Source organism: Anaerobiospirillum succiniciproducens DSM 6400 (assembly GCF_000482845.1).
Classification (GTDB): domain Bacteria; phylum Pseudomonadota; class Gammaproteobacteria; order Enterobacterales; family Succinivibrionaceae; genus Anaerobiospirillum; species Anaerobiospirillum succiniciproducens.
Map to the genome: position 1 here is coordinate 57,392 of NZ_AXWV01000019.1, position 17,800 is coordinate 75,191.

A 17,800-nucleotide genomic window follows, 5' to 3' on the forward strand; every position below is an offset into this window, starting at 1 on the left:
GCGATTACTGGAGTTTCTTGATACGCTCAACCTGGCTGATAACATCGGTGAGACGGATACCGAACTTATCGTTAACTACCACAACTTCACCGTGGGCAATTAAGGTACCGTTCACGAGAACATCTAAAGGTTCGCCTGCCAGACGCTCAAGCTCAATAACAGAGCCTTGGTTTAACTGTAACAGGTTACGAATGGAAATCTTGGCGTGGCCTACTTCCATAGTAATGGTTACAGGAATATCTAAAATCGCGTCTAACTTCTTTCGCTCTTCACGAGATAGCGGAGCTTTGCTCTTACTAGGATCGTCAAAAGTTTCAAGCTCGGCGGTGTTCATGTCCTCCATACCATCGGTTGATGGTAAGCCGTCGGCCCAATCTGTATTATCCAAATCCGACATCTTATGGATCTCTCCGTTATGAGCAGCGCCAATGCGTGCTGTTAAGTTAGTTTTGCTTGAAAAACGCTTGCTGTTCTTAACAGCACCTAGCGTCGGTTATTTAATCTGTCTAATGCTTAAGTTACGCCACATTTACAGTGCCGTAAAACTATCTAGCTGCCTTAATGATTTACTCTTATATAACTAGGCTGCTAGATAGAAAGCATTAGTCGTCATCAAACTCTTCAAGGTCATCATCATCCTCAATAGAGATACCAGAACCCTTGAGGAATGAAAGATCGCTCTTCATTGATGGTGGACGCTTGAGGATATCAGAAATCTTGATAGCCAGTTTTTCCTTGGTGCGACCAAGTTTTGCGTGGTAGCTAGGTAAGTCTTCGATATAGACGAGCAGATTATCAGGCATATCAACGTTAAGCACGTCGCCTACCTTTAAATCCATTACCTGGCCAAGGCTTAATACGAGATCGAGCATCTTAACGCGCATATCAACTTGCACGTCCATAACTTCTTCTCTTAATGCCTTGTTCCAACGAACGTCAGTATCGCCCTTATCTGACTGCACACCAGCGTCAAGCAGTTCCCGAATTGGCTCGATCATAGAGTATGGGAAGGCGATATGCATATCACCGCCACCACCATCTAAGTCGATGTGGAACTGGTTAACTACGAGCATCTCGGATGGTGACACGATGTTAGCCATTGCAGGGTTAACTTCGGAGTCAAGGTACTCAAACTCCACGTCCATAACTGGAGCCCAAGCTTCCTTATAGTCCTCAAACACCATCTTAAGGAGCTTTTGAATGATACGACGCTCGGTTGGTGTAAATTCACGACCTTCAATCTTGGCACGGAAACGACCTTCGCCACCAAAGAAGTTCTCTACAAGAATGAACACTAAACGAGCTTCTAAAGTAACTAAGGCAGTACCTTTTAATGGACGGAAGCGCACCATGTTAAGAGAGGTAGGCACGTACAGAGTCTGTACATACTCACCAAACTTCATCATTTTGACGCCGATCCAAGTTACCTCAGCCGAGTGACGCATCATGTTAAAGAGACTGATACGCATGTGACGAGCAAAACGCTCATCTACCAACTCTAAGGTTGGCATACGACCACGAACAATGCGCTCTTGTGAACCGAAGTCGAACGGTTTGACACCTTGGCCACCTTCGTCAAACTGATCCGGCTCTACATCATCAGCTCCGTGGAGAAGAGCGTCGATCTCATCCTGCGTTAAAAACTCAGTCATACCTAATCAATTCCCCAAAGTTACTGCATTACAAAGTTTGTAAAGAGTACTTGCTCTACTAATGGCTGGTTAACTACACCTGTAAGCTTGGTTCTAATGCCGTCTAAAAGCAGGCGCTTGAAACGCTGTCTGCCAGATGGGCTTGCAAGGCTTTCAAAGTCCTGCTGTGAGCAGATCTCTGAGATGGTGGAGCTAATGAGAGGTAAATGCTGTTGAGCTAAAGCTGCATTTGCACTGCCGTGAACAACGAGAACCGGGTCAACCTGAACCATGTGACCACGCTTGGTCTTGCCTGGGAGGTTGAATGTGAATGCAGTCTCGAAGCGGATGTACTGATCAGAAAAATCAGCACTAGTGCTAGTGCCAGCTTGGCCTGCAATATCCACAGCACTCTCTTCTTCAGGGGCTGGGAAAGGCCATAAATTCTGTAAGTAAGCATAAGCACCATAGCCGCCGACGCCTAAGATAAATAAGACGACGAAAGCGATCATGAGCATCAGCTTCTTTCTTGATTTACCGCCGCGTGTGCTTAAGTCATCATCTGTATCTGACATGTTCCTCTCTCCGTATGACTGTCTAAAAGCTACGTTGAATAGTCTATTATGGCACACAAGAGGAGGCTAAATCCAAGGGTAAACTGCGCATACCTATGCAAAAGATAGGTTTTCGTAGCCTCATTACGCTTGATTCGGTATATTCAGGATTAATAATTCCTGATGAATACGCGACTTATTGACTTAAGATGCTGCGTGTCCGTGATGTCAAAAGCGCTGACACATTTTTGATGTGTTGCACTAACTTTGAGAAGGACTTAGGAAGGATCTAAAGTCAGTCTGGTCTTAAGCTGCTCTTATGTAAAATTATTCTTACCAAGCTTACATTGATGACACTAGACTGACTATCGGCTGGGCTAACAAAAACTCCTCACAGTCAAATTTATTGTAAGGAGTGTCTGTTTTCCCACAGTTTATTACTTCTGTGGGTTAGGACGTATGGTTCCTTGACGATACGCGCCCAGCCGGCGCTGTCAAATTATCAGCAATTGAAGCCGGCTCTTAACCTCTTGCAACGACTGTACCACGCTTAGCAAAGCTTGATAATTCGCGGTTTGCAGAGCTTAAATCCATAGAAGAATTGTCATCTACGATGCCTTGAATAGCTGCTTTGTCGTCATCAGACAAAGAACGTGCATTAGCAATTAAAGCATCAACACTTACATCGTCAGTTGCGACATTGACACTATGACGCTGTGAAGATGCAGCCTTAGTTACTGCTGCAGCTGATGGACGATTGTTTGCTACAACATTTGCAACCTCTACCTCGGACTCATCTAAGTCACTTACTGAGGCATCAGTCTTAATGTTCTGCTGAGATAAGATTTCCTTAAGCTTTGGCAGCGCCTTTTCTAAGATTGCACGGGTTTGTGGATTAGCAGCTGCTAAAGAAACAGACACCGCATCATTATTATCGCTAAGCTCAATAGAAATCTTCATCTTGCCCATCTCATTAGGGCTTAACTCCATTGAAAGCTGCTTCATATTACGTGCAGCCATCTGCATGACGCGCTCGTGAATCTCAGATGCGTCAGTATCCTCTGATCCAGTAAACGCAAAGCGAGTCATATGAGCAGGAACAGCTTCTTTTGCACCGTCAGTTGCTTGAGCTTGTTGACTTGATGCCATGCCTGCAAATGCAGCGTCTTGCTCTGAACTATCGCTTGAGCCAAACTCAGTAGATGCACCATCGCTATCTGATAAAGCTGCAACGCCTTCACCATCACCAAACATAGAGGCAAAGAGTGAGCTTTGTGAATAAGTGGTGCTCTGAGCAGTTGAGCTTAAGCCCTTGATGCCAGATTTTAAGGAGTTAAGTGCCTGGTTTACAGTCTCGGAACGAGTTGCATCACTCTTAAGAGCCTCATCAGAGAGCAGGCTATTACGGGCCTGAGCCTCAGCCATTAACTTAGCAGCTGCACTCTTGTCATTTTGTTGTGCAGTAGCTAAACGTAACAGAGCCTCTTGAGCATTGTTAGTCTTGCCTGACTCGTTTGAGGTAGTTACATCCTTAACATTCTTTAATACCTCATCACCGCCGTTTAACACCTTTGAGGCATCTGAAGATGAGTGACGAGCGAGCTCAGATAAGTTAGCTTGAGTACGCTGATTAACAGTTTGAGAGTTCTTAGCTGTTCCAGCGGCATTAGCTGCGTTTTGTGATTGCTGAGCATCTGCAGTGGATCTTACACCCTTGTTAGCTAATGCAGCGCGTGAACCTTCAGCCTCAGCACCATGGCTTAAGCGAGCCTTGTTAGCATTCTTAATCAGAGTTTGAGAGTCTGACTCTTCACCAACTGCGTTAACACGATTCTGAGCTAAAACATTTTGCGAAGCAGTAGGCTTTGCATCTGCCTTAGCTGCAGCAGAAGCGCTTGAAGCGCCGCTTAAAGTCATACCAGCTGCAGCTGCGTCATCAGCAACACCATTTAAGGAGTTTAAGAGAGTGTTGCTTGATTGAGCACTTGCAGTTAATGAATTGGTGTTATCACGTGAGGTTGGCAGACCATTGAGAGCCTGAGCATCACGACGCTCTTGGGCCATGGTCTGTGGGTTGGACATTTGCAGGCTTAACTTGCTCACATTGGTCTCACGTGCAAGAACATCTAAGTTCTGACGTAATTCTTGATTGTTGAGCTTGTTGATCTCACGAGCCTTGTTGTCTGCCTCAACGTTCTGAGCATTACGAATTTCAGACTCTTGACGACGGCTGCGATCCTGAAGAGTTTGACTGATCTTTTCGTCAGTCTCTACACCCTCAATATCCATCATCTTCTGAGCAGCCTGAGCTGACTCGGTCATCTCATCAGTGCCATAACCTACTGCAGATGAAGAACTTGCAAATGAAGAACCACTGTTTTGTGATCCCATACCAGCTGACTCACCCTGAGCAGTAGATGTGGTTGTACTTGCAGCGCCCTGAGTACCAGATACAGCGCCACCAACAGAAGTAGAAGCAACTGAACTGCCACCTACAGAAGCAGCAACACTGTTGCTTACAGATGAGCTAGAGGTTGATGCAGAGGCTGAACCACTACGGGAGAATGCTGATGCAAGAATGTCAGAAGGGCGCATAGTTTTGGTTTGTTCTGCCTTCTCTTCGAGCATGTCAGCATTATTCTGAGACTGTTTAGTCTGAGCCTCAGCGGCAATATCCATACGAGTCATTGAGGCAATTTCAGCAGCCTCAGCATTAAGACTCATCATGCGCTCACGGTCATCAGCGAGCTTACGATTGCGGCTCTTCTTCTCCTCTTCCTCGTCATCTAGACGCTTTTGGAAGTCCTTAGAGGCAGCATCCATAGAGTCTTTTTGCGATGCAGAAATATCCTTAACCATGCTGACGTTCTTTTGCTCAGTATTTGAGAGCACACCACCAGACATACGAGTCTTGAGGGTAGAAAGCACATTAGAAAACTTAGCGGCAACGGAATCGTCGCCCTGAGACATAAGGCGATCGTAAGGATTCTCTTTAGAACCTTTCTTAGCTAAATCAGCAGTTGCTTGAGCATTCTGATTGTGTAAATTCTGAGTCTGCATGATAAACCTCAATCAGGCCATCACTGCCACATACAAAAACTTGAGCAGCTATAGCTTTCTGGCCTGTTTTTAACCAAAACTATAGATAGTCTTGTGCAACACTCATGCCATTAAGAATGGCTTATTTAACGCAAAAATCTATAAGGCTAGATACCAAAACATAACGATCTCAAGTAATGCAAATACAAAGCAACAAACCCGATAAATAAGCTATTTATAAAAACATCAGGTATTACTAAGGACGCAGCTTATGCACACGTGATCTTTTGATCATGCCATCAAGCACACACCACCTTTAAGCCCACTGTGCCGCAGTGATCCCCTCAAAAACCTATAAACAAGCCATCTTTATTCTTATGTACATGAGATGGCATAACTTGCCGCTTGTAACTTGAGACGGTCAAAACTTACATCTACCAACAAAAAACGCTAAATTGCGGCCTTACCCATTGAATGCTTGAACTGTGATCTTATGATCCTTTAGCCGCATCAAATGAACTTTGCGATCCTGCTACCCACCCATACAACGATGATCCTTACCACTAGATCCACTCACGCTCTGCTGCAGCCTTTGCGCATTATTCGTATGTTTTATTGAAACTAAGTAACATTAGCATCGCCCCATATACCATCAGTTTGTAAACAGCAAAGAAACTGTTATCTGGCTCTTATCTGTAGGTTTCAGACCTAGCAGATCTGTCGAGCTACTATGTTGTAGCTTTGCTTATAAAACTACTAAGTTTCCTATGTATTACTATCACATCAAAACATTCTAATGCCGTTGCATTCATGATCTGATTGAAACATGTAAATGAAGCGCAAATGTAAACTATTAACATCGTATCTATGCATAGATATACAGAGTATCTAGTCTTTGGCTCATTTTTGACAAGTTGCATGTGTATTTTGCATAGTTGCGATGGAATTGCCCCTTTCTACGTGTAACTCAATTTTTAGATACGCTTAAGTCATATCTAGTAAATATACGAAAAGCACAGTCATATCGGAGAAACGCATTGGATTTACGTTTCACGCACTGCACCAAACTGACACATTTACAAAGTTCGACTGTTACTTTGTAACTCTCTTATAAGTCAAATCATAGATACACATATCATTAGCAAAAGATGCGATATTGACTTAAAAGAATTTAATTCTAGTTACAACAGTTTTAGACAATCTAGATACAATATTACCCCCCGCACACCTGATAGTTAAAAAACTATACCAGTGACAAAGTTCATACTTTTTAAAGTTTTTGCCACTTTTTTTGCTGATTTTGGGAAACTTTCAGCCAAAATATGGTCTAACAACGTGAAACCACTTATGTGGCGAAACACTTAAAACTTATTTACGACCATCAAGTCGCCCTATCTCGTCTCTACTCATTCTTTTAAACCCTGTTTAAGGTTTGTTATGAGGCAGGCTCTACAACAAGAGCCAGCATAGGATGCTTTTTGCTTTTAAAGGCCTTAACTTGATGCACCTCGTTTTAGCATTTGAACTCTTGTGGCGAGAGTCTCCTAAACTCAGGTAATGCTAGATGATAGTTGTGAAGAGTTTTGCTTTGCTTTAACACCTGACGTACTTAAGTATCCTTACCAAAGTGCTACTAACAAGTACAATGCTGCTTGAAACATAAGCAGCTGGAGAACCCCTTAATATGATTACTGCTTTTGCTGCTTTATTTGTTCTGTGTGTTGTTGCTTCTTCCCTGTGCTTCGTATTAAAGCCAGACAGTGAGCAAACCAACAACGACGAATAATTTTAGCAAAAGGCTTTATGCCCACTTGTTTAAGCTTGTACAAAGCACTATGCTCTGAAACAGGCAAATGATATGAAAGCTAAGCGTCTAAGCTTAGTTGCACACCTCGAGAATGAATCACAACATTCTCAACATATCGCGGTTAAAGCTTCGATTTATCTACCCTTTAGCTACAAGTGCAATGCAGCTAAAACCGGCACTAGATAGATTGGCTAGATCCTGTATGAGTAGACCAAACAAAACTCCCTACATTTGACTACAAATGGTTATGGGAGTTTGTGTTTAATGTTCTACTACAATCCCCTCTTTTCCCCACACTCCATACCAAGCATCAGTTTATCTACTGTTCTTGAAGTGCCATTTTGCCCTCAGTACACACAAGATTCCACTTTTCATTCGTGCACCAAGGCCTAAATTTAGCCACGAATCTGCTCGCCACCAACTAGCATAAAGCCCACTACAAAAACTACTACTCATTGGTTCTTATCTTTCGCTGCCGCATGAGTTTGTTAAAGCTTAAAAATTGAATGCATCCACGCAATGTGTAATGGGTAAGTAAGACAAAGTTATGTAGCAATGCTAGGCACAATTGAGCGCACTGCATGTAGTGATCTCAAAGCCAAACGGCCATAAACGCAAAAAGCCCCGCAAATGCGAGGCTTATATAGGCAAGTAGCACGTAAGCTACTTACCTTCATGTCTAGTTTAGAACGTTAATTAGGCACCAGCCTTCTTTAAGGCAGCATCAACGATGGTTGAAGCTTCCTCTTTGATCTTCTTTAAGTGGTCCTCACCCTTGAAGGATTCCATATAGATCTTGTAGATGTTCTCGGTGCCAGATGGGCGAGCAGCAAACCAGCCGTTCTCAGTAACCACCTTGAGGCCACCAAACTCAGCGTTATTGCCAGAGGCTCTAGTGAGCTTCTCTAAGATTGGCTCACCTGCTAATGTGGATGCCTCAACAGCGGATGGATCAAGCTTCTTTAAGACAGCCTTTTGCTTAGAGTTAGCAGGAGCGTCTACACGGTTGTATAAAGGCTTACCATACTTCTCAGTTAAGGCATTGTAGTGCTCTGATGGATCCTTGCCTGTTACAGCAAGAATTTCAGCTGAGAGCAGAGATGCAATCATACCGTCCTTATCCGTAGTCCATACAGAACCATCCTTACGTAAGAATGATGCACCTGCAGACTCCTCACAGCCCCATGCTAAGGACTTGTCGAAAAGACCCTGTACGAACCACTTGAAGCCTACTGGAACTTCAAAAGCCTTGCGGCCTAAGCCTTCAGCAACACGGTTCATCATGGAGGATGAAACTACAGTCTTACCAACCATAGCATCCTTTGGCCAGTTGTCACGGTGGGTGTAGATGTAGTTAATAGCTGCTGACAGATAGTGATTTGGATTCATGAGGCCGGAGTGGCAAACAATACCATGACGGTCATAGTCAGGATCGTTACCAAATGCAATATCAAAGTTATCCTTAAGAGCAATCAGACCGGCCATTGCATATGGGCTAGAGCAGTCCATACGAATCTTGCCATCCTTATCTAAGCACATGAATGAGAAGGTTGGATCAACCTTGTAGTTAACAACCTTAATATTGAGCTTGTACTTATCAGCAATGCGATCCCAGAAGTACAGGCCTGAACCACCTAATGGATCTACACCAATCTTAAGACCAGCTGAGGAGATAGCTTCGAGATTGATAACTGAGTCTAAATCATTGACATAGTCAGTCATCATATCGTGCTCTTGCACATTAGGAAGCTTTAATGCCTGCTCATAAGGAACACGCTTAACGTCCTTAAGACCAGCACGCATAATGTCGTTAGCACGATCCTGTACCCATGAGGTAATGTCGGTACCAGCTGGGCCACCATCAGTTGGGTTGTACTTAAAGCCACCATCAGTTGGTGGGTTGTGGGATGGAGTGATAACGATACCGTCACCTAAAGCAGAACCGCTCTTACCACGGTTGTAGCTTAAGATAGCGTGGGAAATAGTTGGGGTTGGGGTATAGCCGTTATCTTTCTCGATACGAACCTCAACGCCGTTAGCGCCTAATACTTCTACTGCAGATACTAAAGCAGCCTCAGATAAAGCGTGGGTGTCTTTACCTAAGAACAGAGGACCACAGATGTTCTCTTTTGCGCGGTACTCAGCGATAGCTTGAGAGATGGCTAAAATGTGGGACTCGGTAAAGGAACCATTTAATGAAGTGCCACGGTGACCAGAGGTACCAAAGCTTACAAGCTCATCAGGATTATCGAGGTTTGGACGGTTATAGTAGTAAGCCGCCATCAGACGTGGAACATTAACCAGGTCTGAGTCTAAAGCCTTAGTGCCGGCACGCTCATGAATTGCCATATTATTATCCTTAACCCTTCGTAGAAACCAACGAGAACTTTTTGTCTAGCATAGCTCAGTGTTAATGAATTATCACACTTAATGCAAACAAAGAGTTTTGTAGCAGTCTTAACTTCGCTCTTTCATCGCTACAGCTGCAGCTACAGCACGTCTCAATCCTCACTAAACCATAGCAACGTATAGCTAAGCCTATGCTTTAGTTTCTTGGATAGACACATCTTTATATTTTAAGTCTATTGAGACGCTTTCTCATCATCTAAGTAGCTTTCTAAACTGACCAACATCACAGATCCAAACTATTACGTAGTTTCTTTTTACGGTCTATGATGACTTTTGCACGAACACGGGGCAAATGTTTAATGACTACTTAATGAGATTAGCAAAACTTAAGTATCTCAATACTTCATCTTAAGCCAAAAAAAAAATGATGAACATGAGACAAACAAGCAAAGGTGGGCATGAGCCAAGTGAGCAAAGATGAGCATTGCATATCGATTACTTGTCATGATTTAGCTAAGTGTCTGTTAAGAACTGCTCAACAAAGATGCAGTTTCATTGGCAATGTGATTAGGCCAAAGCTACTTTGCAGCAAAAGATGGGATTGGATTGGATTGGATTGGATTGGATTGGATTGGATTGGATTGGATTGGATTGGATTGGATTGGTTGAAGTGAAGAGGCTTTAGAGGCTATAGCTCGGATGGACTTGACGATCAATGGCAGTTAATTTGAGTTTGGTATTGGTGATGCTGTTTATGAGGTTGCCAAAAACAAAAAAGGCAAGCTTCCAAACTATGGTTGCCTGCCTTTTCTTAATCAAACAATTCTTACAGAATCGAGTGATTAGTCACGACCGTTTACTGACTTCTTTAACTCAGCACCAGCGGTGAAAGATGGAGTCTTGGAAGCAGGAATCTGGATAACCTCACCAGTCTTAGGGTTACGGCCCTCGCGGGACTTACGATCGGTTACCTTGAAAGTGCCAAAGCCGACTAATTGAACACGATCGCCGTTGCTTAAGGCCTCGGTGATGGACTCTAAGATAGCATCTAAAGCCTTACGAGATTGACTAATTGGTAACTCAGAGCGCTTTGCGATTTGCTCGATAAGTGCAGACTTGTTCATAAAGAATGTATCCTTTCAATCAGACATAGGTCATATCGTGAAATTACGGTGGACCTGAATTGAGATAGATTTCACCACATAAATCATAAGATATCAACAAGATTTTTTCACAAATGGCGTAAATAGCGGCTTTCGTCATATCTTTAAGATGCGCTTAAAACCGCCATTTTAAAAATAAAACCGCATATATATCAGGTTTATAAGCACTCAAAGAGCCATTTTTACTCTCTAAGTTTTTGCACAAAAATTTTTTTGCTTTTCGCTACTTGAAATTTGCTTGCTCTTTCCTTATAGGACCGTGCTTTGCGATGATTTTTGAGCTATAGCTCACAACGTTAAATCTTAGTGTTCAACTAGAGTAGAAAGTCTCACAAAAACTATAAAAGCTGTGTTATATGGCGATTTTTCAAAATGGCTTATATATCACGTTTATTTACAAAAACAGCATTAGTAGTGCCAAAATGAACCTATACGACCTCAAAAGCTAATAAAGTAGACAGCCATAACCACAAAACCCTGATTTATACTCCTTTTGTCACAAAGTTAAGTGGCAATATCAGCTATAAGATGGCAGCCAAGCCACTTCTAGCTAGCGCTCTTGATAAGTGCACATCTAGTAAATCATCAACCATAATCAAGCTTTCAAGCATCGAACCATCTAGAGCAAGCCATACTAATGCTAGATAACCGTTTCTCACGAAGGCAACCATTTACCAAACAAATGCGATGCCGCCCTTAGGCACAGGCAAATGATGAGCTAGTAGCCTTTATGACTTACTAAACTCAAGCTTACTAACTCTTTTTGTGGCCCATTAGCAGCATCAGACATTAATGGCTCATTAACTTTTGTGGTGGCGTATGACGTTAACGTTACCAATAATGTGTAAAAGACAACTTGCCAAAGATATGGTCTCTTATAAATTTAGCTTATGACTTATGCGTCCTAATGCAGCAAAGTTAGGCTGGATATGATTTTATATCTATCGCTTATTTAGGCTATTTATAATGAATGACAGCTTTTTTCCTTAGTTTGCTAACCTTACTAAGTTGACATGCTAAAATAGCCGCACTTTTAGTTAGGAAGCTTAGGTTGCTAGTACTTGGAATTGCAATTTCTATTGCATGCAACTAAGACTTTCTAGGACGGTTGATTCAAAGAGTTCATAAACGCCTAAGCGTATGAACATCATTGGTCTTTACCAACGAACACTTAACTCAATCAGTCCCACATTACTAATCAATAGATCTTTGGAGCAAAAGTAATGGATGTAATACGTCCTGTGAAGAGAGCTTTAATCTCAGTATCAGACAAGACTGGCGTTCTTGAGTTTGCCAAGGCATTATCTGAGCGCGGTGTTGAGATCCTTTCAACTGGTGGCACTGCCAAGCTGTTAATGGACAACGGTGTCAAAGTAATCGAAGTTTCTGACTACACCAAGTTCCCAGAGATGATGTCTGGTCGCTTAAAGACCTTACATCCAATGATTCACGGCGGTATCTTAGGTCGTCGTGGTACCGATGAGGCCGTAATGAGCGAGCACGGCATCAGCCCAATCGATCTCGTGTGCGTTAACCTCTATCCATTTGTTAAGACCACCTCTGACCCATCTTGCACCTTAGAGAAGGCTATTGAGAACATCGATATCGGTGGTCCTACCATGGTTCGTGCTGCAGCTAAGAACCACCGTGATGTTGCTATCGTGGTTAATGCTAGCGACTACGACAAGGTTATCGCTGAGATGGATGCTAACGGTGGCTCCTTAACCTACAAGACCCGCTTCAACTTAGCTATCGCTGCTTACGAGCACACTGCTTCTTATGATGCTGCTATCGCTAACTACTTTGGCACTATGGCTGATGACTACGGCATCGTTGATCCAGAGGCTGAGGCTTGTGATGTTCCATCTGAGGGTGAGTTAAAGCTGAAAAAGCGTCTGTTCCCACGTACCTTAAACTTAAACTTTGTTAAGTTACAGGGCATGCGCTACGGCGAGAACCCACATCAGAAAGCTGCCTTCTACAAGGACATGTCTCTTACCAACTCTTCTATTGCTACTGCAGTACAGTTCCAGGGTAAGGAGCTTTCTTACAACAACATCGCTGATACCGATGCCGCTATTGAGTGCGTGCGTGAGTTCTTAGAAGAGCCATGCTGCGTAATCGTTAAGCACGCTAACCCATGTGGCGTTGCTATGGCTGACAACCTCACCGATGCTTACATTAAGGCTTTCGAGTCTGACAGCGAGTCTGCATTTGGCGGTATCATCGCTTTCAACCGCGAGTTAGATGGCAAGACTGCTCAGGCTATTGTTGATCGTCAGTTCTGTGAAGTTATCGTTGCTCCTAGCGTAACTGAAGAGGCTAAACAGGCCGTTGCAGCTAAGAAGAACATTCGTCTTCTCGCTATTGGCGAGTTAGGCGAGAGACAGCCACGTTACGACTTCAAGCGTGTTAACGGCGGTCTGTTAGTTCAGGATGCTGACTTAGTTAACGTAAAGCGTGAAGATCTAAAGGTTGTAACTAAGCGTGCTCCTACCGATGATGAGCTCACCGAGCTGCTCTTTGCATGGCGCGTATGTAAGTACACCAAGTCCAACGCTATCGTTTACACCAACTCCAAGCGTACCTTAGGTATTGGCTGCGGCCAGACCTCACGTGTGTTCTCTGCACGTATTGCTACTATCCGAGCTGAGGACGCTAATCTCTCTCTTGAGGGTTCATCACTAGCATCTGATGCATTCTTCCCATTCCGTGATGGTGTTGACGCTGCTGCTAAGGCTGGCGTTAAGTGCATCATTCAGCCAGGTGGCTCTATCCGTGATGAGGAAGTTATCCAGGCTGCAGACGAGCACGGCATCGCTATGGTATTCACTGGCGTACGTCACTTCCGTCACTAATAAGACCATTAAAGCAGCCTCATGCTGCTAATGGCAAAGAGCAAAGTGGATCTATATAAAAGCCACTTTGCTAAAAGCAAAGGCCGAATAGGCCTGCCTAGCAGAGCTCACATCTAGGCTCTGCTCCATAAGCCCACTTACTTCATATATAGCTGCTGATGCTCTTATGTGTACCAAAGCTTGTATACACCCAAGATTGTATGCCTCAAAGCTTATATGCACCTAAGCTTGCATGCACCTAAGATTGTATGCAGCTAAGCTTATATGCACCTAATCTTGTATGCAGCTTAGCTTGTATGCAATTTGAGCTCGGTGGGCTTTTAGATTTCTAAATAGTGCTGTAGCACTAGTTGATTAACAAGCCATTACAAAGATGGTTTTCAGGGGATAACGATGAAAGTTTTAGTCGTAGGTAACGGTGGCCGTGAGCATGCTTTAGCATGGCGTGCTGCACAATCTCCACTTGCTGACGTAGTTTATGTAGCTCCAGGCAATCCTGGTACTAAGAGCGAGCGCAAGATTGAGAATGTTGATATCAGCGCTACTGATATCCCAGCTTTAGTAGAGTTTGCTAAAAAGGCTGGCGTTGATTTAACAATCGTTGGCCCTGAGGCACCTTTAGTTTTAGGTATTGTTGACGCATTTAAGGCCGCTAATCTGCGCGTCTTTGGCCCATCTAAGGCTGGTGCTCAGCTTGAGGGATCTAAGTCATTTACTAAGGACTTCTTAAAGCGCCACAACATTCCTACCGCAGCTTACGAAGTATTCTCACAGGTTGATAGCGCCATTGAGTACATCAAGAAGAACGGCGCTCCTATCGTAATTAAGGCTGACGGTCTTGCCGCTGGTAAGGGCGTAGTCGTAGCTATGAGCGAGCAAGAGGCTATTGATGCAGTTAAGTCCATGCTTGAGGACAATGCATTTGGTGATGCTGGTGCTCGCGTAGTTATTGAAGAGTTCATGGAGGGTGAAGAGGCTTCCTTCATCGTCATGTCTGACTCTATTAACGCTGTTCCTATGGCAACCTCACAAGACCACAAGCGTGTTGGTGATGGCGATACTGGCCCTAACACTGGTGGTATGGGCGCTTACTCACCTGCTCCAATCGTTACCCATGATGTATATCAGAAGGTAATGGATCGCATCATCAACCCAACTATCAAGGGTATGGCCGATGATGGTATTCCATACACTGGCTTCTTATACGCTGGCCTCATGATCGATAGCAACGGCGATCCACGTGTTGTTGAGTTCAACTGCCGTTTTGGCGATCCAGAGACTCAGCCAATCATGCTGCGTATGACCTCTGATCTTGTGGAGCTGTGCTTAAAGGGTGCTGAGGTTGGTGGTTTAGAAGGCCGCACCTGCTCTTACAATCCAAACCCAGCTGTTGGTGTAGTTTTAGCTGCTGAGGGCTATCCTGCATCTCCACGTAAGGGTGATGAGATCCATGGCTTAGATGATGAAGTTCCATCCTACGCTAAGATCTTCCAAGCTGGCACTGAGGAGAAGGATGGCAAGGTAGTAACCAATGGCGGTCGCGTACTGTGCGTAACTGCTATGGGTGAGGACATCGCCGAGGCTACCAAGCATGCCTACGGTATCATCAACCATGTTAAGTTTGATGGCATGTTCTACCGTAAAGACATCGCTCACCGCGCCTTAAAGCGCTTAAACGGCGAGCAGTAATCAAAAAATACTATTCCTTAATTTAATCTGCAGTTACTGCAGATAGATCTGAAAGCCCGTATAGCCTCAAGCTTTACGGGCTTTTTTATACCTAAAGTAAATCAAAAGAACCAAGCCTTAGCTAAACTTCCTGCCACTTTTTAAGCTATGGCTTACTAATGGCTTTTCAAAACGACATGTTGTTGTAGGCAATGTTAGGTTTTCTCGGCGTGAAATGTCCCAAGGTCTTTTGCAATATGCTCAGTAAAATTGCCATTACGCAATTCTCATTACAAGAATGATTTTCAATAAGACAAAGATAAAAGAACCTATGCTAAGCGCTCACAGAGTTAGGTTTAACTTGCAAGCTCATTAATAGTGCACATAGCTCTTATGCACTCAACCTCTGTAAACATAATTTCCATGCACCAAAGAACAAGCAGCAAGATATCCTCTTTTAGACTATGCCCAAAGCGGTGCATAAAAATAACAACTATTGGGCACGGTAAGAAAGGTACATTCAAACACTAAGTGATAAATACAAGTTAGCCAATATCAACTAAGGGGTCTATACTGTGCATACTTTTGTATAAAGGCCAAAATATCGCCACACATACTGATTGAACTTTTGCAGTGGTGAACTCTGTTTTTTATCTGGCCGCGAGGAAGTAATGGATACATCAGCCTTAATTGACCAGATCTTGGTCTTTATCTTTACCTTTACAGCCAACCTATTTGCCTCTGTATCAGGCGGTGGAGCTGGCTTTGTGCAATTCCCATTACTCATCCTTATGGGCTTGCCTTTTGCCACCGCTCTTGGCACTCACAAAGTAGCTGTGGTGTTCTTAGGTATCGGAGCGCTTGCCAAAAAGAAGTCTAATAAATTTGCCATCGATAAGAAGATAGCCCTAGTCATGATACTTGTGGGCTGTCCTGCGGTAGTTGCTGGTACGCTGATCGTTATCAATGTGCCATCGGATGCCGCACAGCTTACTGTAGGCATAGTCACGATCTTAATGGGTGCCTATACCTTGGTAAAACGAGGCTTTGGCTCTGTAGCAAAGGAAAATATCTCCAAAAAGCGTTTTGCCCTCGGCGTCTTCCTCATGATTATTATCGGTCTCTTCTCAGGATCTTTATCCTCAGGTGCAGGCCTATTCTCTACAATGACCTTAGCTTTAGTCTTTGGTTTAGAGCTTAAAAGGGCTATCTACCACACCATGGTGTTCGTAGCCACCATTTGGAATGCAGTAGGCGCAGTAACCGTTGGTGCAGTAACCGCTATTTACTGGCAATGGGTTCCAGTGATGATCTTTGCCTCTTTCTTAGGTGCTTTTGTTGGTACCGCTCTAATGCTCAAGATGCCAACAGAGAAGGTACGTATCATCTTCTCCTTAGTTGCAATCTTAAGTGGTGGATTACTTATCTACACTGCCATGCACTAAAGCAGCATACAACCGCTATATTTACACAGATTCACTAGCGCCGTTATCGCCTATGGTAACGGCCTATACCACATACCATCGCCACCTTACATTTTTAGCATCTTTAACTTAAGCATTTGAATCTCAAGTTGATTATTATGCATCACCCAAACGATGCATCTTAATGCCCCCATGCCGTTGCATCACTCCGCTCACTGCAATAGGCCATAAATCCTATGATCTTAACGAGCCTAGACACCAGCGCCCGCCCATACAAACGCCATTATCTTATTAGGCCTGCATAGCCATGCCATCGCAATTGGGCAGAATAGCCCAGCCCTATCAAATTGGCAGAATAGCCCAGCTCTCGCAATTGGGCAGAATAGCCCAGCCCTATCAAGTTGGCAGAATAGCCCAGCCTGCGCAATTGCCCATAGAGCGCCTGTGGCCCCGCAAGCAAAGCTGCGGGGCGCTAAATTGGCGTTAGCATAAATAACTGCCTTCGTAGTGAAACTACGTCAGATCTAAAGAACAAAAGCCTTAGTTGCGTGGTGTAGCTACGATGGCATTAACCAAACGTAAGCCGATAATCAGGCGGTCTTCATTACGAAAACGTTGCTCTAAAAGCTGACCTGCCTTTGACAGATCAGAGCGCAAGGTCTTCATCTTAGCGCTATCTAAGTCCTCGGCATAGCGATCAGCAAACTGCAATAAAACCTCTGTAGTCTTATCAATACGTGGCATCACACGATGAGCAATAGATAAAGAACGGCCTGAGGCATTTTCAATCAGCTCGACGATCTTTGGATACAAATCAAAGTGACCACGGGAGATGTAGTCCACTAAGGCATCGCAGAAGTCTACAACCTGCTCATAACTTGGGTCTAGTACCTGCTGATCCATTGAATCGTCACTTTGAGAGATTTTCATCTGTGGGTTAATGAGTTCCATATACTTCAATACGGACAGTGTAGAATTTGATGTGTAGTTTTTCTTGAGCCCCCTTTTTTATTGGTTTAACATGCACAGCTTAACACAGCCATAAGCTGACTTTCGGAGATCATCAAAATGGGTGCTCATAACATCAAACAGACAACTCTTTCTTCTGAGCTTGCAGATCTCATTTCTAGCAAGCAAAACGAGCTAACACGGGAGCAGGTTGAGGCTATAGGCAGAATCCTCAATTCCCCTTCTGACAGCTCGACCGACACTAAAGCACCTGTAGCCGACTCTATTGTAGAGCCTGCCAGCAAGGACATCGTAAAACAGCTGATTACGAAGAAAATGTTCAATAGTGTTGATGGAAA

11 protein-coding genes are annotated in these 17,800 nt (G+C 43.8%); 4 read left to right on the forward strand and 7 right to left on the reverse strand.

Annotation, left to right across the window (positions count from 1 at the left end):
* Window positions 1-4: 4 nt before the first annotated feature.
* The 6 genes from fliN to H524_RS0103070 all read right to left on the reverse strand — a co-directional run bounded on the left by fliN (window position 5) and on the right by H524_RS0103070 (window position 10,504).
* Complete coding sequence (fliN, locus tag H524_RS0103025; protein WP_027939167.1) at window positions 5-397, reverse strand: flagellar motor switch protein FliN; 393 nt, start codon at window positions 395-397, stop codon at window positions 5-7.
* A 205-nt stretch (window positions 398-602) separates the two neighbouring features.
* Window positions 603-1,652 carry a flagellar motor switch protein FliM gene (fliM, locus tag H524_RS0103035; protein ID WP_027939168.1) on the reverse strand — a complete coding sequence of 350 codons (1,050 nt, stop codon included), beginning with the start codon at window positions 1,650-1,652 and terminating at the stop codon, window positions 603-605.
* A gap of 20 nt (window positions 1,653-1,672) precedes the next feature.
* Window positions 1,673-2,206 carry a flagellar basal body-associated FliL family protein gene (locus H524_RS16300; RefSeq protein ID WP_052338873.1) on the reverse strand — a complete coding sequence of 178 codons (534 nt, stop codon included), beginning with the start codon at window positions 2,204-2,206 and terminating at the stop codon, window positions 1,673-1,675.
* Window positions 2,207-2,707: 501 nt separating this feature from the next.
* Window positions 2,708-5,245, reverse strand: coding sequence for a flagellar hook-length control protein FliK (locus tag H524_RS0103045; RefSeq protein ID WP_027939169.1), 2,538 nt, complete (start codon window positions 5,243-5,245; stop codon window positions 2,708-2,710).
* Window positions 5,246-7,727: 2,482 nt separating this feature from the next.
* Window positions 7,728-9,380, reverse strand: a complete 1,653-nt coding sequence (gene pgm, locus H524_RS0103060) for a phosphoglucomutase (alpha-D-glucose-1,6-bisphosphate-dependent) (RefSeq protein ID WP_027939170.1) — start codon at window positions 9,378-9,380, stop codon at window positions 7,728-7,730.
* Window positions 9,381-10,222: 842 nt separating this feature from the next.
* Window positions 10,223-10,504: an HU family DNA-binding protein gene (locus H524_RS0103070; RefSeq protein WP_027939171.1), complete on the reverse strand. Its 282-nt coding sequence runs from the start codon at window positions 10,502-10,504 to the stop codon at window positions 10,223-10,225.
* A gap of 1,262 nt (window positions 10,505-11,766) precedes the next feature.
* Between H524_RS0103070 and purH the strand changes: the two genes are divergently transcribed.
* The 3 genes from purH to H524_RS0103090 all read left to right on the forward strand — a co-directional run bounded on the left by purH (window position 11,767) and on the right by H524_RS0103090 (window position 16,514).
* The gene (purH, locus tag H524_RS0103080) at window positions 11,767-13,401 is read left to right on the forward strand and encodes a bifunctional phosphoribosylaminoimidazolecarboxamide formyltransferase/IMP cyclohydrolase (RefSeq protein WP_027939172.1); all 1,635 of its coding nucleotides are present in this window, start codon (window positions 11,767-11,769) and stop codon (window positions 13,399-13,401) included.
* Window positions 13,402-13,794: 393 nt separating this feature from the next.
* Window positions 13,795-15,090, forward strand: a complete 1,296-nt coding sequence (gene purD / locus H524_RS0103085) for a phosphoribosylamine--glycine ligase (protein ID WP_027939173.1) — start codon at window positions 13,795-13,797, stop codon at window positions 15,088-15,090.
* Between the two features lie 650 nt (window positions 15,091-15,740).
* Window positions 15,741-16,514, forward strand: coding sequence for a sulfite exporter TauE/SafE family protein (locus H524_RS0103090; protein WP_027939174.1), 774 nt, complete (start codon window positions 15,741-15,743; stop codon window positions 16,512-16,514).
* 519 nt (window positions 16,515-17,033) lie between these two features.
* On the opposite strand, the gene H524_RS13975 is transcribed toward H524_RS0103090, so the two are convergent.
* Window positions 17,034-17,444, reverse strand: a complete 411-nt coding sequence (locus H524_RS13975) for an Rsd/AlgQ family anti-sigma factor (protein WP_084281627.1) — start codon at window positions 17,442-17,444, stop codon at window positions 17,034-17,036.
* A 117-nt stretch (window positions 17,445-17,561) separates the two neighbouring features.
* Between H524_RS13975 and H524_RS0103105 the strand changes: the two genes are divergently transcribed.
* The coding region (locus tag H524_RS0103105) for a hypothetical protein (RefSeq protein WP_027939176.1) at window positions 17,562-17,800 on the forward strand (239 nt) is incomplete at its 3' end.